This is a genomic window from Streptosporangium sp. CA-135522 (assembly GCF_050949235.1).
In the GTDB taxonomy this organism is placed as follows: Bacteria; Actinomycetota; Actinomycetes; order Streptosporangiales; family Streptosporangiaceae; genus Streptosporangium.
The window spans coordinates 1,834,478-1,858,339 of record NZ_CP192026.1 but is presented as its reverse complement, the minus strand read 5'-3'; the positions used below and the strand labels follow the sequence as shown (position 1 = coordinate 1,858,339).

The 23,862-nt window shown below is 71.5% G+C and carries 15 protein-coding genes; 10 read left to right on the top strand and 5 right to left on the bottom strand.

Features of this window, described 5'->3' with window-relative positions:
* Nucleotides 1-169 precede the first annotated feature (169 nt).
* Entirely contained in the window at nt 170-3,367 is a 3,198-nt protein-coding gene (locus ACQPYK_RS08990) for a BTAD domain-containing putative transcriptional regulator (RefSeq protein ID WP_433253076.1), read from the bottom strand.
* 177 nt (nt 3,368-3,544) lie between these two features.
* Between ACQPYK_RS08990 and mscL the strand changes: the two genes are divergently transcribed.
* Together mscL and ACQPYK_RS08980 are read left to right on the top strand one after the other, a co-directional pair.
* Nucleotides 3,545-3,973, top strand: a complete 429-nt coding sequence (gene mscL, locus ACQPYK_RS08985) for a large conductance mechanosensitive channel protein MscL (RefSeq protein WP_433253074.1) — start codon at nt 3,545-3,547, stop codon at nt 3,971-3,973.
* Between the two features lie 146 nt (nt 3,974-4,119).
* Nucleotides 4,120-4,728 carry a hypothetical protein gene (locus tag ACQPYK_RS08980; RefSeq protein WP_433253072.1) on the top strand — a complete coding sequence of 203 codons (609 nt, stop codon included), beginning with the start codon at nt 4,120-4,122 and terminating at the stop codon, nt 4,726-4,728.
* 116 nt (nt 4,729-4,844) lie between these two features.
* Here the strand turns inward: ACQPYK_RS08980 and ACQPYK_RS08975 are convergent, their stop codons facing one another.
* Nucleotides 4,845-5,825 carry a Gfo/Idh/MocA family protein gene (locus ACQPYK_RS08975; RefSeq protein WP_433253070.1) on the bottom strand — a complete coding sequence of 327 codons (981 nt, stop codon included), beginning with the start codon at nt 5,823-5,825 and terminating at the stop codon, nt 4,845-4,847.
* Between the two features lie 74 nt (nt 5,826-5,899).
* Nucleotides 5,900-7,483 (bottom strand): peptide chain release factor 3, encoded by a 1,584-nt coding sequence (locus tag ACQPYK_RS08970; RefSeq protein WP_433253068.1) that lies wholly within the window; start codon nt 7,481-7,483, stop codon nt 5,900-5,902.
* Between the two features lie 229 nt (nt 7,484-7,712).
* On the opposite strand from ACQPYK_RS08970, the gene ACQPYK_RS08965 reads away from it, so the two are divergent.
* The 5 genes from ACQPYK_RS08965 (at nt 7,713) to ACQPYK_RS08945 (ending at nt 17,857) form a co-directional block, all read left to right on the top strand.
* The gene (locus ACQPYK_RS08965) at nt 7,713-8,477 is read left to right on the top strand and encodes a PP2C family protein-serine/threonine phosphatase (protein WP_433253066.1); all 765 of its coding nucleotides are present in this window, start codon (nt 7,713-7,715) and stop codon (nt 8,475-8,477) included.
* 525 nt (nt 8,478-9,002) lie between these two features.
* Complete coding sequence (locus tag ACQPYK_RS08960) at nt 9,003-9,614, top strand: hypothetical protein (RefSeq protein ID WP_433253064.1); 612 nt, start codon at nt 9,003-9,005, stop codon at nt 9,612-9,614.
* A gap of 12 nt (nt 9,615-9,626) precedes the next feature.
* Nucleotides 9,627-11,702: a flotillin family protein gene (locus ACQPYK_RS08955; protein WP_433253062.1), complete on the top strand. Its 2,076-nt coding sequence runs from the start codon at nt 9,627-9,629 to the stop codon at nt 11,700-11,702.
* A gap of 140 nt (nt 11,703-11,842) precedes the next feature.
* A complete protein-coding gene (locus ACQPYK_RS08950; protein WP_433253060.1) occupies nt 11,843-16,858 on the top strand; it encodes a DNA repair ATPase in 5,016 nt (1,671 codons plus the stop codon).
* 30 nt (nt 16,859-16,888) lie between these two features.
* Nucleotides 16,889-17,857 carry a phosphoribosylaminoimidazolesuccinocarboxamide synthase gene (locus ACQPYK_RS08945; RefSeq protein WP_433253058.1) on the top strand — a complete coding sequence of 323 codons (969 nt, stop codon included), beginning with the start codon at nt 16,889-16,891 and terminating at the stop codon, nt 17,855-17,857.
* A gap of 51 nt (nt 17,858-17,908) precedes the next feature.
* On the opposite strand, the gene ACQPYK_RS08940 is transcribed toward ACQPYK_RS08945, so the two are convergent.
* Nucleotides 17,909-18,706, bottom strand: a complete 798-nt coding sequence (locus tag ACQPYK_RS08940) for a PP2C family protein-serine/threonine phosphatase (RefSeq protein ID WP_433253056.1) — start codon at nt 18,704-18,706, stop codon at nt 17,909-17,911.
* A gap of 84 nt (nt 18,707-18,790) precedes the next feature.
* Here ACQPYK_RS08940 and ACQPYK_RS08935 point away from each other — a divergent pair, with 84 nt between their 5' ends.
* The 3 genes from ACQPYK_RS08935 to ACQPYK_RS08925 all read left to right on the top strand — a co-directional run bounded on the left by ACQPYK_RS08935 (nt 18,791) and on the right by ACQPYK_RS08925 (nt 22,640).
* The gene (locus tag ACQPYK_RS08935) at nt 18,791-20,689 is read left to right on the top strand and encodes an N-6 DNA methylase (RefSeq protein WP_433253054.1); all 1,899 of its coding nucleotides are present in this window, start codon (nt 18,791-18,793) and stop codon (nt 20,687-20,689) included.
* Between the two features lie 27 nt (nt 20,690-20,716).
* Nucleotides 20,717-21,610 (top strand): serine/threonine-protein kinase, encoded by an 894-nt coding sequence (locus tag ACQPYK_RS08930; protein WP_433253052.1) that lies wholly within the window; start codon nt 20,717-20,719, stop codon nt 21,608-21,610.
* A gap of 226 nt (nt 21,611-21,836) precedes the next feature.
* Entirely contained in the window at nt 21,837-22,640 is an 804-nt protein-coding gene (locus ACQPYK_RS08925; RefSeq protein ID WP_433253050.1) for an MBL fold metallo-hydrolase, read from the top strand.
* 85 nt (nt 22,641-22,725) lie between these two features.
* Here ACQPYK_RS08925 and ACQPYK_RS08920 read toward each other — a convergent pair whose 3' ends face one another.
* Nucleotides 22,726-23,859 carry a globin domain-containing protein gene (locus ACQPYK_RS08920; RefSeq protein WP_433253048.1) on the bottom strand — a complete coding sequence of 378 codons (1,134 nt, stop codon included), beginning with the start codon at nt 23,857-23,859 and terminating at the stop codon, nt 22,726-22,728.
* Nucleotides 23,860-23,862 lie beyond the last annotated feature (3 nt).

Sequence of the window (23,862 nt, the reverse complement as noted above, 5' to 3'; positions counted from 1 at the left end):
GGCCAAGGATTCCCCGGCACGCCCCATGGAGAGCCGTGGACGCATCGAGCCCCTCCCGCACCACGACGGGTCCGGGCGAGAGACCCGACCGCGACCGCCCGGCCGGGGCGAGCGGGAGACCTGACCGCGGCCGCCCGGCCGAGGCGAGGCGAAGATCGGCGAGACACGTCTAGCCGGGGAGCCCCGCCCGCAGGGCCCGGAGCGCGGGCTCGTACACGCTCACCCCGGCGCCGCGGACGAAATCCCCGGCGGCTCGCAGGTGGGCCTCGGCCCGTTCACGATCGCCTTCCAGCAGGGCGAGCCGCCCCAGGCACAGATCGGTGACCGACCAGCCCAGCAGCCGGCCCGCGTTCGGAGCCAGCCTGCCGTACAGGAGCCGCCCGGCGGCCACGTCGCCGAGCGCCCCGCAGAGCTCGCTGACGGCGTCCGGCACGAACCGGTAGCCCAGATCGGGGCCCACCGGAGCGAAGCCGTCACGGGCGAGCTCGGCGAAGACCGCACGCGCCTCATCGGCGCCGTCCAGGTCGGTCAGGGCCAGGCAACGCAGGATCTGCCAGGGTCGCTGACCGGGGCGCCGGGCCAGCATCTCGTCGGCCACCGCCAGCGCGGCGCCGGCCTCGCCCCGCGCCCGGTGGGCCAGGAAGCGGAACACCCCCTGCCTGAGGTGGGCGTCCCCCCTGCCCAGAGCCCCCTCCGGGTGAGCCGCGCCGGACTCCTTCGCCGCGGTGAGGGCGTCGTCGAAGCGCCCGCCCAGATAGGCGTGGATCGCCCTCTGCCAGGCCGCCAGGCTCACCATCGAGGGGGACCGGAGCCGCTGCGCGGTCTCCCCGAGCCAGGACAGCAGCTCGGCGGCCCGGCCGGCCCGGCCCTGGGCGGTCAGCTCGACGTAGTCGGCCTCGCGGCCGATCCACTCGACGGCCAGGTCGCCGGTACGGCGGCCGATCTCCATGATCTCGTCGATGGCCGCCCGCCTGCGCCCGTGGTCGTGGCCGTGCCGCAGGAGGATCTCCAGGACGATCAGCGCGTTGGCCAGTGCCCGGTCGTCACCGGTACGGCGTGCCAGCCCCACCGCCTCCTGGGCGATGTCCAGGCTGCGCTCGATGGGCCGGACCGTGGAGCCGGTCATCGCGGCGGCGGCCAGCAGCCGGGCCCGCCACGGCGATTCCTCCGCCAGGTCGGAGGCGAGGACCCGGCCGACGCGCTCGGCGAGCCGGTCGATGCCGGTCATCTCCTCGTACATGGCCAGGTGGATCGGGTCGGAGAAACCCAGAACCGCCCTGGCCAGCCGGTTGTCGTCACCAAGCCCCTCGGCGATCTCCGCGGCCGCCTCCAGCGAGGTGTGGGCCGCGATGCTCATGCCCGCCGCCGCCTGTGCCTCGGCCAGATCGAGCAGGAGGTCGCAGCGGAGCGCGTCGTCGGACCTGGGGAGCCGGTCGATCATCGCGATCGCCTGTTCGAGGTTCTCCACCGCGTCCTCGTGGGCGAACTGCGCCATCGCCTGGGCCGCCGCGCGCCGGGTGTAGCCGATGGCCTTGCCCGCCATCCGGGCGGTCACCAGGCCCTCGCGGTAGTGGTGGGCGATCTCGGTGAGGCGGGTCCCGCTCCGCTCCTCCACCACCTCGGCGATCCGCGCGTGCAGCCGCCGGCGCCGCAGCGGCGGCAGCGCCTCGCGCAGCACGTCACGGACGATGTCGTGGACGAAACGGCAGGTCAGGCCGTCACCCTCGGCCAGCAGCCGGGCCCGGACCGCGGCGTCGAGGATGTCGAACACCCGCTCCTCGGGCAGCTCCACCACCCGGAGCAGGATGTCGGTGGACGCGTCCCGGCCGAGCAGGGCCGCGGCGGTCAGCACCTCCTCGGTGTCCGGCGGCAGGCCGGCCATCCGGCCGCGCACGACGTCGGACAGGGCCTGCGGGGTCTCCCCCAGCTGCAGGACCTCTCCCAGGAAGAACGGGTTGCCCGCGGTCAGTCTGCCCATCTCCGCCGCCCGGTCCGGATCGGCGCCGGCCCGGCCGAGATATTCGCGGATCCCCTCCTCCCCGAGACCCCGCAGCAGGAGCCGGCGCACGTGCGGCAGCCGTACCAGCGTGCCGAGGATCTGCTCCAGCGCCCCGCCGGGCCGTACGTCGGTGTCGCGGTAGGTCGCCACCACGGTCAGCCCCGGGCAGAGCCGGGTGGAGGTGAGGAATTCCAGCAGCCGCAGCGACGACGCGTCCGCCCACTGGAGGTCGTCGAGGACGACCAGGATCCGGCCGTGTTCGTTCAGCAGCCGGGCGAACGCCTCGTAGAGCTGGAACTGGCCGGTGGCGGTGAGCCGGGCCGGCTCGCCGTCCTCACCGGCCAGTTCCTGCGCGGCCTGCGTCCACGGCCAGAAGGGCGGCGCGCCGGTGCCGTCCCAGCAACGGCCCCACACCACCCGGCGCCCCCGGGACGGCGCGGTCTCGGCCGCCCACTCGGCCAGGCTGGTCTTGCCGATCCCCGGCTCCCCGGCCAGCAGCACCACCCGGTGGTCCTGCGCGGCGACCGCCTCGTCCAGCGCTCGGGCCTCGGCTTGCCTGCCGACCAGTTCCGAGCTCCGCCCCGCCGCCGCCCGGACCCGGGGCGTGAGCGCGGGATCCTGGGCGAGAATGCGGCGCTCCATCTCCCGCGATCGGGGATCGGGGTCCAGCCCCAGGTCCTCCACCAGGAGCCGGCGTCCCTCGGCGAGTACGGCCAGCGCGTCGGCCTGCCGTCCGGCCTGGTAGAGCGCGTGCGCGCCGAGCACGCGCAGCCGCTCTCTGAACGGGTGGGCGGCGATCGACTGGGCCAGCCCGCCGGTCAGCGCGGACCCCAGGCCGAGTGCGAGGTCGGCCTCGGCCACGTCCTCCTCCAGGGTCAGCCGGAGCTCGGTCAGGTGGGCGATCTCCTCCGACGCCCAGGGCGCGCCGGCGAAGTCGGCGAGCGGCTCCCCGCGCCACTCCCCCAGCGCCAGCCGCAACCGCCTGCCCGCGGCCTCGTGGTCGCCCGCGGCGCCCATGCGCCTTCCCTCGGCCGCGTGCTCCCGGGCCCTGGCCAGGTCGAGCGCGTCGCCGGGGATGTCGAGGGCGTAACCGCCGGGCCTGCTGACCAGGATCGTGGGAGGCATATGCCGCTGCCTGCCGGGCTCGAAGACGCGGCGGAGCTTGGAGACGTAGGCCTGGACGGTGTTGACCGCGCCGGGCGGCGGCTGGTCCTCCCAGAGCGCGTCGATCAGCCGGCTCGGCCCGACCGGGCGGGGAGCGGCGAGCACGCACAGCGTCAACACCGCCCGCTGCTGGTAGGGCCCGATGTCCAACGACGTCCCGTCGTCGGCGACCACACCGACCGGTCCCAGCACACGAAAGTCCATCCGGCCACCTCGCTCGCGAACTCGGCCGATAGTACCTTTCGTACCTGTTCGGCAGTCCTCTCCGGCCCCTCCGGCCGCTCCGGACGTCATGCCTTCGCCGTCGGCATCGGGGATTTCGGCGTTTGACCCGTGCCACGGGGGTAGTGCGGGCGTTCTCACGAGCGGAGGACGCGAAAGATGGGCGGATTCAAGAAGTTCCTGATGAGGGGCAATCTCGTCGAGCTCGCCGTGGCGGTGGTCATCGGCGCGACCTTCAGCGGCCTGGTGCAGGCGCTGGTCAAGGACCTCATCACGCCGTTGATCGCGGCGATCACCGGAGGCGACGAGCCGGACTTCTCGAAGTACGAGTTCACCGTCAACGGCGCCAGGTTCATGTACGGCGACTTCGTCAACCACGTGCTGAGTTTTCTGATCATCGCCGCGGTGATCTACTGGCTGGTCGTGATGCCGATGACCCGGATCATCACCTTCTTCGACAGGGACCGGGAGGCCACCGAGAAGAAGTGCCCGGAGTGTCTCAGCGACATCCCCCTCGACGCCAGCCGCTGCGCGTTCTGCACGGTGGAGCTGTCCCAGGTCCGCGCCGCGGACAAACCTTCCGTGTGAGGCGTCGGACAAGCCTTCCGTGTGAGGCGCGCCCCCGGCCGGACGGGAACCGCTGACGGCCGGCGCGGGAGCGGCGGCGCCGAGGGCCCGGCGTTGCCGCCGACCGCGGGAACGATCTCCGGGACCTCCTGTAGGACGATGAGACCGTGAACGTAGAACTGGCCGTCTGGCACGAGTCCGAGCCGATCACCAAGGAGCGCGCGGAGAACGTCTTCCAGGCGCTCCGCCGCGGAGAGCCCGACGCCGCCGTGCCCCATCCCGGCGTGGCGGCGTTCGCCGAGCGGCTGCCCGAGGCCGAGCAGGCCTCCCCCGCCCACGCCACGGTCGCCGTGGAGCCGGAGCGGGCCGACGAGGTGTCGGGCGAGGCCTTCGCCCTGGCCCGCGCGTGCGGGCTGGTCTGCTACGACCCGCAACGGGGGCTGGTGCACAACCTGGCGCCGCTGGGCGTCTACTCCGGCATGCAGATGCACACGGGCGACGGGATGATCGTGGTCGATCCCGACCTGCGGCTCGTCACCGACGCGCTGACCACCATGTCGCCGCAGAACCCGTTCACGGCGCTGGTCGTCTTCGGCGAGCACTTCATCCAGACCTCTCCCGAGATGACGGGCTACGAGCTGGAGTACAAGGACAGCGTTCAGGACCTGATGTTCCGCACGCACGTCCCGGACCTGGAGACGGTCCAGGACGCCTTCACCGAATACGCCACCGGTGGTCGCGCCTTCCTGGAGCGGCACGCCTGGAGCCGCGTCTGAGCCGCACCCCTCGGACGCGGACCGGCTCCTCACCCCGCCGCACGGAGCACCGGCGAAAGCCTGATCGGGGGACCGGCGGCGGGGAGACACGGGAGGACCGGAGGCGGGGAAAGCGGTCACTCGCCGGGGAAGCGAACCCCCGTCTGCCCGCGGACCTCGTCCATGACGCCCATCACGTCGAGAGTGGCCTGCCAGGGCACCAGCGGGCTCTCCAGCAGGCCCTCTCGCAGGCAGCGCATGGCCTCGACGGCCTCGTGCAGCAGGCCGTTTCCCTCGCGGGGGATGTGGAAGACCTCCGGTTCGGCGTCCCTGCGGCGCAGGGTGAAGGTGTCGGTGCAGAAGAACGCGCCGGGCAGCTCGATCCGGCCGAGCGGGCCGGAGACCGACGCGGTGACGGGGCCGTCGGTGGTGATGCCGCACGACAGCAGTGCCACCGCGCCGCTGTCGTAGCCGAACAGCATGCCGGTGTTCTCGTCCACGCCCTCGGGGGTCAGCCGGGCCCAGGACTGCACCCGGGCGGGGTCGCCGAGCATGAGGTAGGCGAAGGAGATCGGGTAGACGCCCAGGTCGAGCAGGGCGCCGCCGCCGAGCGCGGGATCACGGAGCCGGTGGTCGGGTCCGACGTCGACGGAGATCCCGAAGTCGGCGTGGACGGCCTGGATCGGACCGATCGCTCCCGCCTCGACGAGCTCCACGATCTTTCGGATGGCCGGGAGGCAGCGCATCCACATGGCCTCCATGAGGAAGAGCCGCCGCTCCCGCGCGAAGTCCACCAGCTTGGCGGCCTGGGCTCGGTTGAGCGTGAAGGCCTTCTCGCACAGTACGGCCTTGCCCGCGCTCAGGCAGGTCAGCACGGCGTCGTAGTGGGCGTTCTGCGTGTTGGCGACGTAGACGATGTCCACGTCGGGATCGGCGGCCAGTTCGGCCCAGCTCCCGTGGGCACGGGCGATGCCGTGCCGGTCGGCGAACGCCCGGGCGGACTCCACGGACCTGGACCCGACCGCGACCACCTCGGCGTCCGGCAGGAGTTTCAGGTCCTCGGTGAACGTGGCGGCGATCCCGCCGGTCGCCAGAATTCCCCACTTAATCGTGCTCATGGGGACACATCTCATCATGTACGGCGTGCAGCGGATACGGCCCGCACCGCAGGACGCGGGCCGTATCCGGCCGGTCAGCCGCGGGTGTCGGCGAGCAGGGCCTTGAGCACCAGGTCGGGATAGTCGCGCAGCACGCCGCGCATCCGCCACTCGTCGGTGAACAGCGCCAGCAGCTCACCGTCGAGCGCGCGGGTGAAGACCTCCACGCCGCGCTGGCGCGCCAGGATGGGCGCGGACTCCGCGTCGGTGATGCGGGCCAGGCTGAAGTCCAGCCGGTCCATCGCGATCTCGGTGTTGAACTCCCCGGCCAGCCGGTGTTTGACCACGTCGAACTGCATCGGGCCGACCGCCGCGAGCACCGGCGACTGGTCGCCGCGGATGTCGGAGCGCAGGACCTGGACGACTCCCTCGGCCTCCATCTGCTCGATGCCCTTGCGGAACTGCTTGGCCCGGCTGGAGTCGCGGCAGCGGGCCGTCCAGAAGTGCTCGGGCGCGAAGCTCGGGATCTTCGGGAACTCGACCGCGGAGCCGTCGTAAAGGGTGTCGCCGGGCCGCAGCGCCGTGGCGTTCACCAGGCCGACCACGTCTCCGGGGAAGGCCTCCTCGATCGTGGCGCGCTCCTGGCCGAAGACCGACTGGGCGTACTTGGTCGCGAAGGGACGTCCGGTCCCCGCGTGGGTCAGCACCATGCCCCGCTCGAACCGGCCCGAGCAGACCCGGACGAAGGCGATCCGGTCGCGGTGCGAGGGGTCCATGTTGGCCTGCACCTTGAAGACCAGGCCGGAGAACGGCTCGTCCAGCGGGCGCGGATCGTCCTTCACGTCGGGACGGGGCGACGGCGCGGGCGCGATGTCGACCATGGCGTCCAGCAGGCGGCCGACGCCGAAGTTGTTCAGGGCGGCGCCGAACAGCACAGGGGTGGACTCGTGCGCCTCGAACGCCTTCTGGTCGTGGTCGGAGCCGATCGCCGACAGCAGGTCGACCTCGTCCTTGGCGCGCTCCCAGTCCTCTCCGATCTCGGCGAGGGCCTGCTCGGGGGTGAGGTCGGTCTCGATGGCCTTGGTGGCCCCGCCGGGGGTGCGGGTGTAGCGGACCGCCTGGTCGACGACGCGGTCCACCACGCCGTGGAAGAAACCGCCGGTGCCGATCGGCCAGGTGATCGGGGTGGGCCGCAGGCCGGTCTTCTCCTGGATCTCGTCCAGGAGTTCGAGCGCCTCGCGGCCGGGCCGGTCCCACTTGTTGACGAAGGTGATGACCGGGATGCGGCGATGCCGGCAGACCTCGAACAGCTTCAGGGTCTGCGGCTCCATTCCCTTGGCCGCGTCGAGTAGCATGACCGCGCAGTCGACGGCGGCCAGCACCCGGTAGGTGTCCTCGGAGAAGTCAGCGTGACCGGGGGTGTCGACCAGGTTGAACATGTGGCCCCGGTATTCGAACCGGAGGGCGGCGGAGGTGATGGAGATGCCACGGGCCTTCTCCATGTCCATCCAGTCGGAGGTCACGCCACGGCGGCCTGCCTTGCCGTGCACCGCGCCGGCCTCGGTGATCGCGGAGGCGTGCAGAGCCAGCGCCTCCGTCATGGTCGACTTACCGGCGTCGGGGTGGCTGATCACCGCGAACGTGCGGCGTCGTGCCGCCTCCTGGATGATCGCGGTCATTTCCTGGTCTCCTAGCCATGCGTGAGGTGGGGAGCTTCCCGGCACAGTGCGGGTCGCCGAAACAGCTTACGCGCCACCGCGCCTGTCAACGGATGTGGCAACACTTCCCCAGGCCGCTTGCGTCACCATGGTGTTCAGTGGATCGTGGAACAACTCGCTTCACCCCATGCCCGTCCCAACTGCCCGAAAGCGACTCGCTCGTGCAACTCGACGTTCCAGTGGTGTGCAGATGATCACGCTTCGCTATGCGGCAGGCTCCGATGTCGGCCGGGTCCGCCAGGGTAATGAGGACGCGGCATACGCCGGCGCCCGGCTACTCGCCGTCGCCGACGGGATGGGCGGCCACGTGGGCGGTGAGGTCGCCAGCTCGGCGGCGATCGCCACGGTCGCCGCCCTGGACCACGAGGTCCCCGAGGACCTGGTCGCCGCGGCCGAGGCCGGGGTCCGCAGGGCCAACCAGCGCCTGCGCGAGCTGGTCGAGCAGGATCCGAGCCTCACCGGCATGGGCACGACCCTGACCCTGATGCTCTGGGACGGCCCGCGGGTCGCCCTGGCGCACATCGGCGACTCCCGCGCCTACCTGCTCCGCAACGGTGACCTCTATCAGATCACCTACGACCACACGTTGGTCCAGACCTTGATGGACGACGGCCGGATCACCGCCGAGGAGGCCGCCAGGCATCCGCACCGGTCGATCCTGCTGCAGGTCCTGGACGGCGGCGACGCCATCGACCCCGACCTCTCCCTGCGCGATGCCGAGGTGGGTGACCGCTACCTGCTGTGCTCCGACGGCCTGTCCGGAGTGGTCGAGGCCGACCGGCTGCGCCACGTGCTCGCCGACATCGACGACCTGGAGGCGGTGACCCGGCGGCTCATCGAGCTGGCCTGCGACGCCGGCGGGCCCGACAACATCACCTGCGTGGTGGCGGACGTGGTGGACGAAGCCGCCGGCCCGGACACCCCCGTGGTGGTCGGCTCGGCCGTGCCTTCCTGAGAGACCCCGCGGGCCCTTCAGGTCCTTCGCGACCTCGCCGGCGTCGGACCCGCGAGCCTCTTCAGGAACCCCGTGGACCTCTTCGGGAACTTCGGGAACCCCGGACCCTCTTCGGGAACCCCGCGGGGTCTTCGACGACCGGCCCGACCAGCAGTGGTGGACGGCACATCCTGGCCGCGGCGCGGGGCAGACGCTATCGTCGGATTCTCCGTACTCCTCGCCGTGCGTCGCTCCGGAAGGATGCCCTTCATGTACAAGGAATTCGCCATCGAGGCGATCGTGTGGCTCATCCCCGTCGTGATCCTCGTCGGCCTGGCCATCATGATCACTCGGCCCGCCTGACCTCCCTCCTTCGGCCAGGGAGGCGAGCTCTGCTTCCCCGGTTTTTCTACTCCGCCTGATTTATCGATATTTTTCGAATTTCAGGAACTATCCCTGTTACCTGTTCTTTATCTCTACATAGATCAGGCACGCGCGCTCGGGGGAGCGCCGCATGGCACGCCAGCAGGGGGACTCCGCACGCCGATGGGCCGACTCGTCGATGCCGTATCAGCCTTTCCGACCGTCCTGTTCACCTTTCCCCTCGTGGTGGTCATCGGCTACTGGCTGCTCACGATGGCCGGTGGCGTCGGATTCGACGGCGACGCCGGCGCCGACGGGGCCGAGTCGGGGTTCACCGGGTTTCTCGGCGGCCTCGGGCTCGGCGGGGTGCCGGCCGCCGTGTCCATCTCACTGATGGTCGCCATCGCATGGTTCGTCAGCCTGGTCGGCGGCGTGCTGTTCAGCGGCGTCCCCGCACTGGCGGGTGTGCCGGCCGTGGCGCTCGCCTGCGCCTGGGCCGGCACCCGCCTGATCGTGCCGCTGTTGCGCCGCGTCTCCCGCGGGGAGCGCGCCCCCTCCCGCACCGACTTCGTAGGCCGGACGTGCGTCATCCGCACGGGCCGGGTCGGCGGTGACTTCGGCCAGGCCGAGGTCACCGCCTCGGACGGTTCTTCCGCTCTCGTTCAAGTCCGTCAGACCGGCGATGACGCCTTCGCCGCCGGCAGCACCGCCCTGATATTCGCCTACGACCCCGCGGGCGAGTTCTTCTGGGTGATGCCGTACGACGCGGAACTCGATCCCGACCGTCCTATCTAGCCGAAGGACCACATGGACGTCATCTCCACCGGATTCGGCATCCTCCTGGCCGTCATCCTCCTCGTCGTCATCGGTTCGCTGATCGCAGCCAGCCGCCTGTTCAACAAGGTCGAGCAGGGCAAGGCCCTGATCGTCTCCAAGGTCAACAAGGTTGACGTCACCTTCACCGGCGCGATCGTGCTGCCCGTCTTCCACAGATCCGAGATCATGGACATCTCGGTGAAGACCATCGAGATCGAGCGGACCGGCCGCGAGGGCCTGATCTGCCGGGACAACATCCGGGCCGACATCCGGATCACCTTCTTCGTCCGGGTCAACAAGACCGCCGAGGACGTCGTCAAGGTCGCCCAGGCCATCGGCACCGCCCGGGCCAGCGACCAGGAGACGTTGCAGGAGCTGTTCAGCGCCAAGTTCTCCGAGGCGCTCAAAACCGTCGGCAAGCAGCTCGACTTCGTCGACCTCTACACCCAGCGCGACCGCTTCCGCGACCAGATCATCCAGGTCATCGGCACCGACCTGAACGGCTACAGCCTCGAGGACGCGGCCATCGACTACCTGGAGCAGACCTCGCTGCGCTCCCTCGACAAGGACAACATCCTCGACGCACAGGGCATCAGGAAGATCACCGAGCTGACCGCGATCGAGCACGTGCGGACCAACGAGTTCCAGCGGCACGAGGAGAAGGAGATCACCCGCCAGAACGTGGACGCGCGGGAGGCCATCCTCGAACTGGAGCGCCGCCAGGCCGACGCGGAGATCAAGCAGAAGCGCGAGGTCGAGACCATGCGCGCCCGCGAGGAGGCGGAAGTCGCCAAGGTCCGGGCCGAGGAGCGGCTCAAGGCGCAGGCCGCCGGCCTGCGCACCGACGAGCAACTCGGCATCCAGCAGGAGAACCAGGCTCGTGAGATCGCCGTGGCGGCGAAGAACCGCGAGCGGGTGATCGCCATCGAGTCCGAGCGGATCGAGAAGGACCGCATGCTGGAGGTGATCTCCCGCGAGCGGGAGACCGAGCTGTCGCGCATCGCCAAGGACAAGGAGCTCGAAGGTGAGAAGCGCTCCATCGCCGAGGTGATCCGGGAGCGGATCGCGGTGGAGAAGACGGTCGCCGAGCAGGAGGAGAACATCAAGCGCCTGCGGGTGGTGGAGGAGGCCGAGCGCACCCGCCAGGCCGTGATCATCCAGGCCGAGGCCGAGGCTCAGGAAAGCCTGGTCAAGGACATCAAGGCGGCCGAAGCGGCCGAGGCGGCGTCCCGGCACAGGGCCCGCGAGGCGCTGGTGCTGGCCGAGTCGCGGCAGCAGACCGCCGAACTCGACGCCCGCGCCAAGATCCGCCTTGCCGAGGGCGTGCAGGCCGAGGCGGCCGCGGCCGGCCTGGCCGAGGTGCAGGTGCGCGAGCGGGACGCCGCGGCGATCGAGAAGGTCGGCCGCGCCGAGGCCGCAGTCGAGCGGGAGAAGGCACTGGCGGTCGCCGAGGGCGAGCAGGCCATGGCGCTCGCGAGCGCCTCGGCCGTCGGCGAGAAGCTCAAGGCCGAGGCCGAGGGCCTGACCCGGAAGGCCGCGGCGATGGCCGCGCTGGACGACGCGACCCGCGCCCACGAGGAGTACCGCCTGCGGCTGGAGGCCGACAAGGAGGTCCGCCTCGCCGGGGTGAACGTCCAGCTCAAGGTCGCCGAGGCACAGGCCGCCGTGCTGTCGGCCGGCCTGTCCAAGGCCAACATCGAGATCGTCGGCGGCGACGACGTCTTCTTCGACCGGCTGATGGGCTCGATCAGCATGGGCAAGACCGTGGACGGTTTCGTGCGGCATTCCGACGTCGCCCAGACGCTGGCCGGGCCGTACCTCGACGGCTCGCGGAGCCTGCCCGCCGACCTGGCCGGAGTGCTCGGCTCGTTCGGCGCCGCCGACGTGCGCGATCTCTCCCTCTCCGCCCTGCTGATGAAAATGATCAACGCGGACGGACCCGACGCGGACAGGCTTCGCGAGCAGCTGGACACCGCGCGGACGTCCGACGCCACGTCCCCGGTCGCGGCCGACGCCCGGGTCGTCGCCGAGGCCCCGGCCGCCGCGCTCGACTCCGGCCGGCGGTGACGGCACCCGTGACAGAGGCCGTGACCGGGGACATGACAGCGCCCGCGACAGCGCCCGTGACAGAGGCCGTGGCAACACCTGTGACACAAGCCGTGGCAACACCTGTGGCGGAAGCCGTGGCAGCACCTGTGGCAGCACCCGTGAGACAGGACGCCGACGATCCGGCCGGCCACACCGGGCTGGACGCGGGCACCTACGAGGTGCTCCGCGCCCGGCTCGCCGACCGGGCGGGCGAGCTGGCCCGGCGGGCCGACGCGCTCAACGCCCGGCGCCTTGAGATCTTCGGCGGAGCCGAACTGCGCCTGGTCGGCACCGAGCGGATACGCACCGAGAACAACTGCGTCCCCCGCGACATCGTGGCGCTGGGCGCGACGCCCGGCCCGCGCGGGGGAACGGGCCCGGAAAGCGGGCGCGACCACCGGCGCGGGCTCCTCCTGTTCGGCTACAACGTGTTCATGGGCCTGAAGCCCGAGACGACCGTCGAGGACGTCTTCTCCACGCACACGTTCGTGCGGGGCGCGGCGGACACGGGGAGCCACTCGGGAGACGAGGCGGGCGGCGAGGCGGGCCGCGAGGCGGGCGGCGAGACGTTCCGGTTCGACCCCGCGCCGCCGCTACGCGATCCACGGTTCGAACGGGACTTCGCCGATCTCTACCGTTACTACCGGGAGACCCGGCTGCTGCGGCTGCGCCGCGTCGGCGACAAGATGCTGGCCGTCTTCCGGACGGGCCCGCAGGACACGCGCGTGCTGCGCTGGCAGGTCGGAGCGGACGGCGCGCTCGCCTACATCGACGACCGGGGCGAGCGCGACCACACCTTCCCGCCGTCGCACGACTTCGAGTGGACCCCGGCCACCCGCGACGACCACGTGCTCGGCCGCCATCCACACATCTCGATCCAGGGTGAGGTGTTCGTCGAGACCGTCGGCGGCGACCTCACCGTGAAGATCGAGGACAACACCGAGACCGGTGAGGGCGTCTACCGCGAGCCGGTCGCCGAACCGTTGCAGAGCCTCGCCGACGCCGACGTCGAGCATGCCCGGGTCGGCCCGCTGATCCTGCTGCGGGTGCGGCCCTACAACGAGACCGAGTGGCGGCACCTGGTCTTCAACACCCGCACCAAGGACGTGGTCCGCCTCGACGGCATCGGCCGGGCCTGCCGGCGCCTCCCCGACGATCAGGGGATCATCTTTCCCGGCGGCTACCACCTGTCGACCGGGGTCGGCAAGACGTTCGACACCGACGTGTCCGACCTGGAGTTCGAGCGCGTCATCCGTTCACCCAACGGTGAGGACGTGCTGTACGTCTTCCGTTCCCGGGCCGGGGGCCGGTCGCTGCTGCTGCCGTACAACATGATCCGCAAACGGGTCTCCACTCCCCTGTCCTGCCACGGCTACTCGCTTTTCGACGACGGCACCCTGATCGTCTTCAAGGCGGCCTCCGACGAACCCGTCCGGGTTCACCCGATGCAGGTCTGGCAGACGCCGTACATGTCGGACGTCCACGCGGCCGCCCAGTCGGCGGGGACCGGACCGTTGGAGCGGATCGGCAACGCGGAGCTGGTGCGCGGGATCTCCGACTGCCTCTCGGTGGCCCGGATGATCGAGGAGTCGGCGCCGTCGGTCCCGGTCTTCGAGGCGCTGATCGCGGCCTGCGCCCGGACCTTCGACCACCACCACTGGCTGGACGAGCACGGGCTGCGCGGACCGCTCGCCGAGGTGCGGGCGACCGCCGAGCAGGTGCTGGAGGAGTTCGAGAAGGTCCGCTCGCTCACCGAGCAGGCCGCGACCGCGCTGGAGACGGCCGCCGGCGAGATCTCCTCCCTGGTACGGCGGGCACGCGCGCAGGCGCCGCGCTCGGCCGAGGGGTGGATCGCCCACCTCGCCGAGCTGCGCCGGGCCCGGGGACGTCTGGTGACCCTGCGCGAGCTGCGCCACGTGGACACCGGCCGGATCGACGGGCTGGGCGTCGAGCTCGACGCCGAGCTCGACGCCACGGCGCGGCACGCGGCGGACTTCCTGCGGGGCGAGGACGCCTTCGCCGGGTACCACGGGGAGGTCGAACGGCTGGCCGGCGAGGCCGGCGCCATCGCGACCGTGGCCGAGGCCGGGCCGATCGGCGACCGGCTGACCGGGCAGACGCAGGGCCTGGAGATCGTGATCGAGACCGTCGCGACCCTCGACGTCGCCGACGCGACCGCACGGACGGCGATCCTGGAGCGGGTCGGCGAGGTGCTCGGCGGGATCAACCGGGCCCGCGCCGCGCTGGACGCGCGGCGCGGGCAGCTGCTGGCCGGCGAGGGACGCGCGGCGTTCGCGGCCGAGTTCGCGTTGCTGGGGCAGGCGATCACCGGGGCGCTGGCGATGGCCGACACCCCCGAACGCTGCGAGGAGCAACTCGGCCGGCTGACGCTCCGGCTGGAGGGCCTGGAGTCGCGCTTCGCCGAGTTCGACGACTTCCTGGCCCGGCTGGCGACCGAGCGGGAGGAGGTCCACGAGGCGTTCTTCTCGCGGCGGCAGTCGCTGCTGGACGAGCGCGCCCGCCGGGCCGACCGGCTGACCGGCTCGGCCGCCCGGATCCTGACCGGTGTGCGCCGCAGGGCGGCCGCGCTCGGCTCGCTCGACGAGGTCAACACCTACTTCGCCGCCGACCCGATGGCCGTCAAGCTGCACGGCGTGGCCGGGGAGCTGCGCGCGCTGGGCGACCGGGTCCGCGCCGAGGAGCTCGAAGGCCGCATCGCGTCCGCCCGGCAGGAGGCGGGCCGCGCCCTGCGCGACCGGCTCGACCTGTACGCCGACGGCGGCGAGACGATCCGCCTGGGACGGCACCGGTTCGCGGTCAACACCCAGGCCACCGACCTCACGATGGTGCCGTACGAGGGCCGGATGGCCTTCGCCGTCACCGGGACCGACTACCGCGCGCCGGTGCCCGACGAGGCGTTCGCCGGGACCTCGCCGTTCTGGAACCAGTCGCTGGTCTCGGAGACGGCCGAGGTCTACCGGGGCGAGCACCTGGCCGCCTCGATCCTGGCCGCCGCCGAGTCCGGCACGCTGAGCGTGGACGAGTCGCCCGTCTCCCTCGACGCGCTGCACGAGGCGGCGGTGACCGAGGGCGGTCTGCTGGGGATCGTCCGCCGGGTGGCGCGGACCCGCTACGACGAGGGGTACGAACGGGGCGTCCACGACCACGACGCGGCCGCGATCCTCGACGCCCTGCTGCGCCTGCGCGCGGGTGCGGGCCTGCTGCGCTATCCCCCCGCGGCGAGGGCGGCGGCCCAGCTCTTCTGGGCCTTCGGCGTGGACGACGCCTCCCGCGGGGCGTGGACCACCCGGGTGGCCTCGCTGGCACGGGCGCGCGCCATGTTCGGCCGGGTGGAGGCGGTGGACGAGACGCGTGGCGCGCTCGGCTCGGCCATCGCGGCCTTCATGTCCGGTCTCGGCGGGGAGGACGTCTCCGAGCTCGCCGGAGAATACCTCTTCGAGGAGCTGGCCGGCACGCCGTCCGGGTTCGTGACGAGCGCGGGGGCACGGGCGCTGCTGGAGCGCTTCGACCGGGCGCTGGGGGCCTCGCGCCGGGAGTTCGACGACGACCTGCGGGCGCTCGGGGACGACCTCGCCGGACGCCACCGGCTGGCGCAGGCGTGGCTCGGGGCGTTCGAGCCGTCGGCCGAGCTGCCCGAGGCGGTGGCCGTCCTGCTGTGCGAGGTTCCCCGGCACGACTCCTCGGCGGCCCTGACCGCCTCGGTCGGAGGCCTGCTCGGCACGCACCCGCGCGTCGTCGAACATGGGCTCGACCTGCGCCTGGACGAGTTCCTCCGCCGGACCCGGCATTTCCGCGAGCACCACGTCCCCGCCTACCGGGCCTACCAGAGGCGGCGTGAGGAGCTGGTCACCACCGAGCGCGGGCGCCTGCGCCTGGAGGAGTACCGGCCGAAGGTGATGAGCGCCTTCGTCCGCAACCAGCTCCTCGACGAGGTCTACCTCCCCCTCATCGGTGACAACCTGGCCAAGCAGATCGGCGCGGCCGGTGACGCCAGGCGGACCGACCAGATGGGCCTGCTGCTGCTCCTGTCGCCGCCCGGCTACGGCAAGACCACCCTCATGGAGTACGTGGCCAGCCGCCTCGGCCTGATCTTCGTGAAGGTCAACGGCCCCGCCCTGGGCCACCTGGTCACCTCGGTGGATCCCGCGCGGGCACCCGACGCGGCGGCGCGCCAGGAGGTCGAGAAGATCTCCTTCGCCCTGGAGATGGGCGACAACGTGCTGCTCTACCTCGACGACATCCAGCACACCTCTCCCGAGCTGCTGCAGAAGTTCGTCTCGCTGTGCGACGGCCAGCGGCGGATGGAGGGCGTCTGGAACGGCGAGGCCCGCACCTACGACCTGCGCGGCAAGCGTTTCGCGGTATGCATGGCGGGCAACCCGTACACCGAGTCCGGCAGGCGCTTTCGCATCCCCGACATGCTCGCCAACCGCGCCGACGTGTGGAACCTCGGCGAGGTGCTGTCCGGCAGGGACGAGCTGTTCGCGTTGAGCTACATCGACAACGCGCTCACCTCCAACCCGGTCCTGGCCCCGCTGTCCACCCGTGACCGCGGCGACATCCGCCTGCTGGTACGGCTGGCACAGGGCGACCCGGCCGTCCGGGCCGACCGGCTCTCCCACCCGTACTCCCCGGTGGAGCTCGACCAGGTGCTCGCGGTCCTGCGCCGGCTGCTCCACGTCCAGAAGGTGGTGCTGGCCGGCAACCGGGCCTACATCGCCTCGGCCGCACAGTCGGACGCGTCCAGGACGGAGCCGCCGTTCCTGCTCCAGGGGTCCTATCGGAACATGAACAAGATCGCCGCCAGGGTCGTCCCCGTCATGGACGACGCCGAGCTGGAGGCCCTGATCGACGACCACTATCTCGGCGAGGCCCAGGCCCTCGCCTCCGGCGCCGAGGCCGGCCTGCTCAAGCTGGCCGAGCTGCGGGGCACCATGACGGCCGGGCAGGCCGCGCGGTGGGCCGAGGTGAAGGCGGCCCACCTGCGCGAGCGGGCACTGGGCGGCGCCGGGGACGATCCGGTGACCAGGGCGGTCGGCGCGGTCGGCCTGCTGGCCGACCGGGTGAGCACGGCCATCGAGCAGGCCGCCGAGCGGCTGTCCCCCGAGCCGTGAACCGCCGCCGACCGCCGGTCCTCCCGAATCGTGAACCGCCGCCGACCGCCGGTCCCCCGAGCCGTGAACCGCCGCCGATCAGACCCTTGTTTCGAGAAGTGCGAGGTCGCCGACTACTCTGTTGCCGCCCGGCGTACCCGTACGCGATCGCGCGAGAGCAGGAAAACAGTGAAGCTTCTCCACTCCGGGAAGGTCCGTGACGTATATGAGGACCGGGGGGACATCATCCTCGTGGCCTCCGACCGCGTGTCGGTCTACGACGTGATCCTGCCCACGCCCATCCCCGACAAGGGGAAGATCCTCACCCGGCTCTCCCTGTGGTGGTTCGAGCAGCTCGCCGACATCGTTCCCAACCATGTCATCTCCGCCACCGACGTGCCCGCCGAGTTCGAGGGCCGCGCCGTACGGTGCCGGAAGCTGAAGATGGTGCAGGTCGAGTGCGTCGCGCGCGGTTACCTGACCGGGAGCGGGCTGAAGGACTACCGGGCGCACGGGTCGGTCTCGGGCGTGCCGCTGCCGCCCGGCCTGGTGGACGGCTCCAGGCTCCCCGAGCCGATCTTCACCCCGAGCACCAAGGCGCCGCTCGGGCAGCACGACGAGCCCATCGCCTTCGACGACGTGATCGCCCAGGAGGGCGCCGACGTCGCCGACCGGCTCCGGCAGATCACCCTGGACGTCTACACGCGCGGCGCGGAGCTGGCCGCGGCGCGAGGTGTCATCATCGCCGACACGAAGATCGAGCTGGGCTGGGCGGCCGACGGCACGCTCGTGCTCGGCGACGAGGTGCTGACCTCGGACTCCTCGCGGTTCTGGCCCGCCGACCGGTGGGAGCCCGGACACGCCCAGTTCTCCTTCGACAAGCAGTACGTCCGCGACTGGGCGACCGGCACCGGCTGGGACAAGAAGGAGCCCGCGCCGCAGGTGCCGGCCGAGGTGGTGGAGATCACCCGGGCTCGCTACATCGAGGCCTACGAGCGCATCACCGGCAAGACCTGGTGAACGCGGGCGGGGGCGGGCAGCCGCCCCCGCTTCGCCGGCGGGCCCGCGGCGTCAGCGCGCCAGCTTCCTGTCGGCCGCGGCGCCCACGACGAACCGCTCGGCGGAGACGGGATGGGCGCCGAAGTCGGCCACGATGCAGGTGATGTTGTCGGGGCCGCCACCCCGGTTGGCCAGATCGATGAGCCACCGGGCCGCCTCGTCGGGATCGGCGATCTCCGTCAGCGTGTTGAACAGCGTCTCCGGGCCGACCACGCCGGTCAGGCCGTCGGAGCACAGGAGGTAGCGGTCGTCCGGCTGCGCCTCGCGCAGGAAGAGGTCCAGCTCGCCGTCGCCGGTGCCCTCCAGGACCCTCAGCACCATGGACCGGCGCGGGTGCTCGGCGGCCTGTTCCAGGGTGATCCGGCCCTCGTCGACCAGCGACTGGACCAGGGTGTGGTCGTGGGTGATCTGGTAGAGGGCTCCGTCGCGGAGCAGGTAGGCGCGGGAGTCGCCGACGTGGGCCAGGGCGAAGGCGGCGCCGTCCCACAGCATGGCGGTCAGGGTGGTGCCCATTCCGCGCAACGTGGGATCGTGCTCGCTCATGTCGTGCAGCGTGTGGTTGACGTCCCTCGCCACGCCCTTCAGAGCGGCAACCAGGTCGACACCACTGTCCGGAAGACTCTCGTCCAGTGCGGCCATGGCGGTGACGGCGAGTGAGCTGGCGACTTCCCCGCCCGCGTGACCGCCCATGCCGTCGGCTATGGCGAGCAGGCGCGCGCTCGCGTAACCCGAGTCCTCGTTCGCTTCACGGCGAACGCCTACATCGGAGCGGGCCGCATAACGCAGCGCCAGTCCTTCGTTCAGTGCCATGAAGGCAGTAAAGCATTGGTTGAAGCACTTCACAAGCAAACATGTTGTAGACCGCTAAGGCACAGTGAACTACTGTGGCCCAGTATGGAGGAGAGCCAGGACATCACGGTGAACGCGGGCGACATCGCCCGGCTCGCCTCCGTCGGCCGCGCCGCCGTGAGCAACTGGCGCCGCCGCCACGACGACTTTCCCCAGCCGGTGGGCGGCACCACCTCCAGTCCGCTGTTCTCCCTGCCCGAAATCGCGGCATGGTTGCGTCGCAACGGCAAATCTTTCGAGGTTTCTCTCGGCGACCTGGTCTGGCAGCGGCTGCGGACCTCGGTCGACGACCTGCGTCTGGGCGACCTGGTGGGCAGGGTCGGAGCGTTCCTGCTGTTCCTGCATCGACGGCCGGAGGCATGGCGCAAACACGGCACACAGTCTCTCACCGGCCTGGCCGCCGCGACGAACGATCTTCCCGGTTCTCCCGACCTGCGGGTGGACGATCTGGCCCTGGTGAGGCTGGTGGCCGAGCTGGCCGCCGAACGCGGGCCGCTGGAGACCTTCGAGCTCCTGTGCGAACGCTATGCCGAGGCCCACTCCCGCCGGCTCTCTGTCACCCGGGACGACGTGGCCGCCCTCATGTCCCGCATAGCCAACCAGGACGGAGGTAGCGTCCTCGACCCGGCCTGCGGCGTCGGGACCCTCCTGTTACCGGCCGGCGTCTCGTTCGGTCAGGAGATCAATGAGACGAACGCACTGCTCACCGCGGTCCGAGTGCTGCTGCGCGGGGCCAAGGCGCAGATCGTGGCCGGTGACTCGCTACGCGAGGACGGCCTGACCGGCGAGCTCGCCGACGCCGTGGTCTGCGACCCGCCGTTCAACGAGCGCACGTGGGGCTACGAGGAGCTGACCGGCGACCCGCGCTGGGAGTACGGCCTGCCGCCACGCGGGGAGTCCGAGCTCGCCTGGGTGCAACACTGCCTGGCCCACGTCAAACCGGGCGGCCTGGTGGCCATCCTGATGCCGACCGCGGCGGCCGCCCGCCGTCCCGGCAAGCGGATCCGGGGCAACCTGCTGCGCAGCGGAGCGCTGCGGGCCGTGGTGACGCTGGGCCCGGGCGGTCCCGACCTGTGGGTGCTGCGCCGCCCCGACGGCGAGCGGCCCCCGTCCCGGCTGCTGGTGGTGGACGCGAGCGAGGACCTGTCGATCGTGGAGCCCGCCTGGCACGCCTACCGGCGCGATCCGGAGGCCGAGCTGCCCGGCGACGGCCGTACCGTGCGGATCATCGACCTGCTCGACGACGAGGTCGACCTCAGCCCGGCCCGGCATCGCCCGCAGCAGGGAGGCCCCGACTTCCTGCGCGACTTCAGCCGGACGCTGGACCGCTTCCGCGACACCTCGGCCACGCTTGCGCAGGCGCCTCCCGCCCTCGAACTGCTCGCCGAACGGCAGGACCTGCCGACCACCACCGTCGGCGAGCTGGTCAAGGCGGGCCTGATCGCGATCCTGCAGGCACCGGCCAGGATGTCGGCCGACGAGGGTCCACTGCCGGTCCTGACCGCCGACGACACCGCCATGGGCACCTCCCCCTCGGGAAGGACCACCCTCGATCCCACGCTGGTCATGATCAGGCCCGGTGACGTGGTGACCACGGCCCTGGGCGTGGTCCGGGTGATCACGCGAAGCGGCGCGGCGCTCGGGCCGCAGCTCACCCTCTACCGGGTGGACCCACAGCGGCTCGACCCCGACTTCCTGGCCGGGTTCCTCCGTTCCGCCGACGCGGCCCGCATCCATCCCAGCTCCAGCCGCCTCGACGTGCGGCGCGCGCGGGTGCCGATGCTGCCCCTCGCCGACCAGCGAAGATACGGCACCGCCTTCCGCGAGTTGTTCGCGTTGGAAGATCGGGTGCGTGAAACGACGGCTCTGGGGGAAACGCTGATCCGGCTAGGCTTTGACGGACTGGTCGACGGCCACCTTCGGCCGTGTGACCAAGGGGTGTGATTCCCGCCACGTCCATGGGAGGGTCGGATGGTCATCGGCGACCGATACGTGCTCGATGACCTCCCTCTCGCCCAGGGAGGCATGGGCGCCGTCTACGGCGGCCACGACAGGCACCTCGACCGCAAGGTGGCCGTCAAGTTCCTGCGCCTGCTCACCGGCCCGGACGAGGAGCTGACCCGGCGTTTCCTGCGCGAGGCCCGTATTCTGGCGAAGCTGGAGCACCCCGGCGCGCCGGTCCTCTACGACTTCGGCACCTTCGACCAGCGGCTCTTCCAGGTCATGCAATTCATCGAGGGCGTCACCGTGGCCGACCTGGTCAGCGAGCACGGCCCGCTCCCGATCCCCTGGGCGGCCGCGATCGCCGCGCAGGCGTGCGCCGTGCTGTCGGCCGCCCACGCGCTGTCCATCTACCATCGTGACCTCAAACCGACCAACCTGATGCTGTGTCCCGACGGCAGCGTCAAGGTCCTCGACTTCGGTCTCGCGATGCTCCGCGAGGCGGATTCGACCCGGTTCACGCGGGTCGGTCAGATTCTCGGCACCCCGGCCTACATGGCTCCCGAGCAGATCCAGCGCGGTCTGGCCGGTCCCCGCAGCGACCTCTACGCCCTCGGCTGCGTGATCCACGAGATGCTGACGGGCCGGCAGCTGTTCACCGGGCCCACCGAGTACGCCGTGTTCGAGCGCCAGGTGAAGGAGCGCCCACCCGCCGTCCCCGGCGTTCCCGCCGAGCTGAACCGGCTGATCGACGACCTCCTGGAGAAGGACCCCGACCGACGGCCCGCCGGCGCCGACGTCCTCTACGAACGCCTGCAGCCCTTCGCGGTGAACCTGCCGATGCTGCCCGGCTTCCTCAACCCGCCCTCGGTTCCCAGCCCCGGCCGGATGTACGCCCGGATGGTCGGCCGCGTCCTCGCCTGAGCCCGGCCCGGATCACCCGAATCACCCGAATCACCTGGAGGAAGAAAAGCACGACCGCGATCGCCACCGGTCCCGGCGACCGGTGGAGCGCCGCTCGGCGGACCCGCGCCCGCCGGTCCTCGTGCTGCCGGTACGTCGAGCAGACCTACGCGAGCGAACTCCTGGACTCCGGCGACGGCATCGTGGTGGGCGCCCCCATGGGGAATTCCGTGGAGAATACGGTGGCATGGAAGGTCGATGGGTGGAAGTGGCCGATCGAGTGCTGGTGCGGCGGTACGCCGAACTGGACCTGTCGGTGGGACTGGTCTTGGGTGACGGCGGCTGCCTGGTCGTCGACACGCGCGGGGACGAACGGCAGGGGGCGGAGCTCGCCGCGCAGGTGCGGCGGATCACCCGGGACCCGTGGACGGTGGTGATCACCCACTCGCACTTCGACCACAGCTTCGGCACGCGGCCGTTCCTGGAGTGCCCCGTCTGGGCGCAGGAGGGCTGCCGGGCCGATCTGGCCGCCGACGGCGCCAGGACGAAGGACGCCTGGGCGCGCCGGTACCGGAAGGAGGGGCGGCCCGACATCGCCGACGACATCGCCCGGACGGAGATCGTGCTGCCGGACCGCCTCGTGACCGACCGAGCGGAGCTGACCGTCGGCGGGCGCGGCGTCGTGATGACCTACTTCGGCCGTGGACACTCCAGCAACGATCTCGTGGTCCACGTGCCGGACGCCGGGGTGGTGTTCGCCGGCGACCTGGTGGAGAACGGAGCGCCGCCCGCCTACGGTGACGCCTACCCGCTCGAATGGCCGGCGACCGTCGGCGGGCTGCTCGGTCTGGCCGGTGACGGCACCGTGATACCCGGGCACGGGGACCCGGTGGATCGCGGGTTCGTCGTCGCCCAGCAGGCCGAGATCGCCGCCGTGGCCGGGCTGTGCGAGGAGGTGGTCGCGGGCCGGATGAGCGTCGAGGACGCCCTGCGGCTGTCGCCCTACCCGGAGGAGACCACCGCAACCGCCCTCCGGCGGGCGGGCGCCTAGCCTTCGGGCCCGTGCCGTACGGCGGGTCCCGGCGGGCTCGTGCCGTACGGCGAGCCCCGGCGGGCGTGCCGTACGGCGCGGACCCTCACAGCGCGGCGAAGGTGGGCGCGGGCCCCGGGACGAATTCCGTGTGGATGCGGTCGTAGGGCACGCCCATGCCGAGCAGTCGGCCGGTCGTGACCCGCACCATGTCGGCCGACCCGCACACGAAGACGTCCCCGTCGGGGATGATCCGGTGGTATTCCAGGGCGTCCACGGCGTTCTGCCTGCGCCACTGGTCCGGGTCGTCGGAGACCGCGTGGACGATCCGCAGGCGCCTGTGCTGGGCTCGCAGCCGGTTCAGGTCCTCCCGGTCGTAGGCGTCCTCGTTGCGCCGGACGCCGTGGAAGAGGTCGATGGCGGGGCGGTCGGGCACCCACACCGACTCCTCGATGAGCGCCTTGAGGGGGGCCAGGCCCGTGCCGCCCGCGATGAAGACCAGGTGCGAGGTGCGTGCCCGATCGAGCACCAGTGATCCGCGCGGCGGTCCCAGCAGGACGCTGTCGCCAGGGCGGGTGTGGTGCATCAGCGCCGTGCTGACCCATCCGCCGGGCACCATCCGCACGTGGAAGGTGAGCAGGTTGTCCTGGCGTGGCGCGTTGGCGATCGAGTAGGGACGCCACACGCGAGGCCAGTGCGCGCTCTGCAGGGTGGCGTACTGACCGGCCCGGAACGGATACGGCTGGTCGGGCCGGACGGTGACGACGGCGATCTCCGGGGTGCGGATCTCGTGTCCGACCACGGTGCCGACCCAGGCCGGGGGCGTGTGGGCGGCGTCCTCCTCGGCCGCCTGGATCATCACCTCGGCGATGTAGTTGTAGGCGGTCGTCCACGCCTCGTCGTAGGCGGGTCGCCAGGCGCCCCCGGCGTTGGCGCGCATCGCGGCGACCAGGCAGCTCCCGACGGCGGGATAGTGCTCGGGCCGGACACCGTACTTGCGGTGGTCCCGGGCGAGCTGGCCGAGGTAGTCGCCCAGTCCCTCGCCGTCCTCCAGGTTGAGTACCACCTGGGTGAGCGCGTGGAGCAGGCGGTCACGCTGGATGTCCATCGCGGGCGGGAACATCTCGCGGATGTGCGGGTGGTTGGCGAAGAGCCTGCCGTAGAAGTGCATGGCGACCTTGTCGGCCGCCGATTCGACAAGCGACCAGCTGTGGCGTATCAGTCCGATGTCGATCGTCATGTC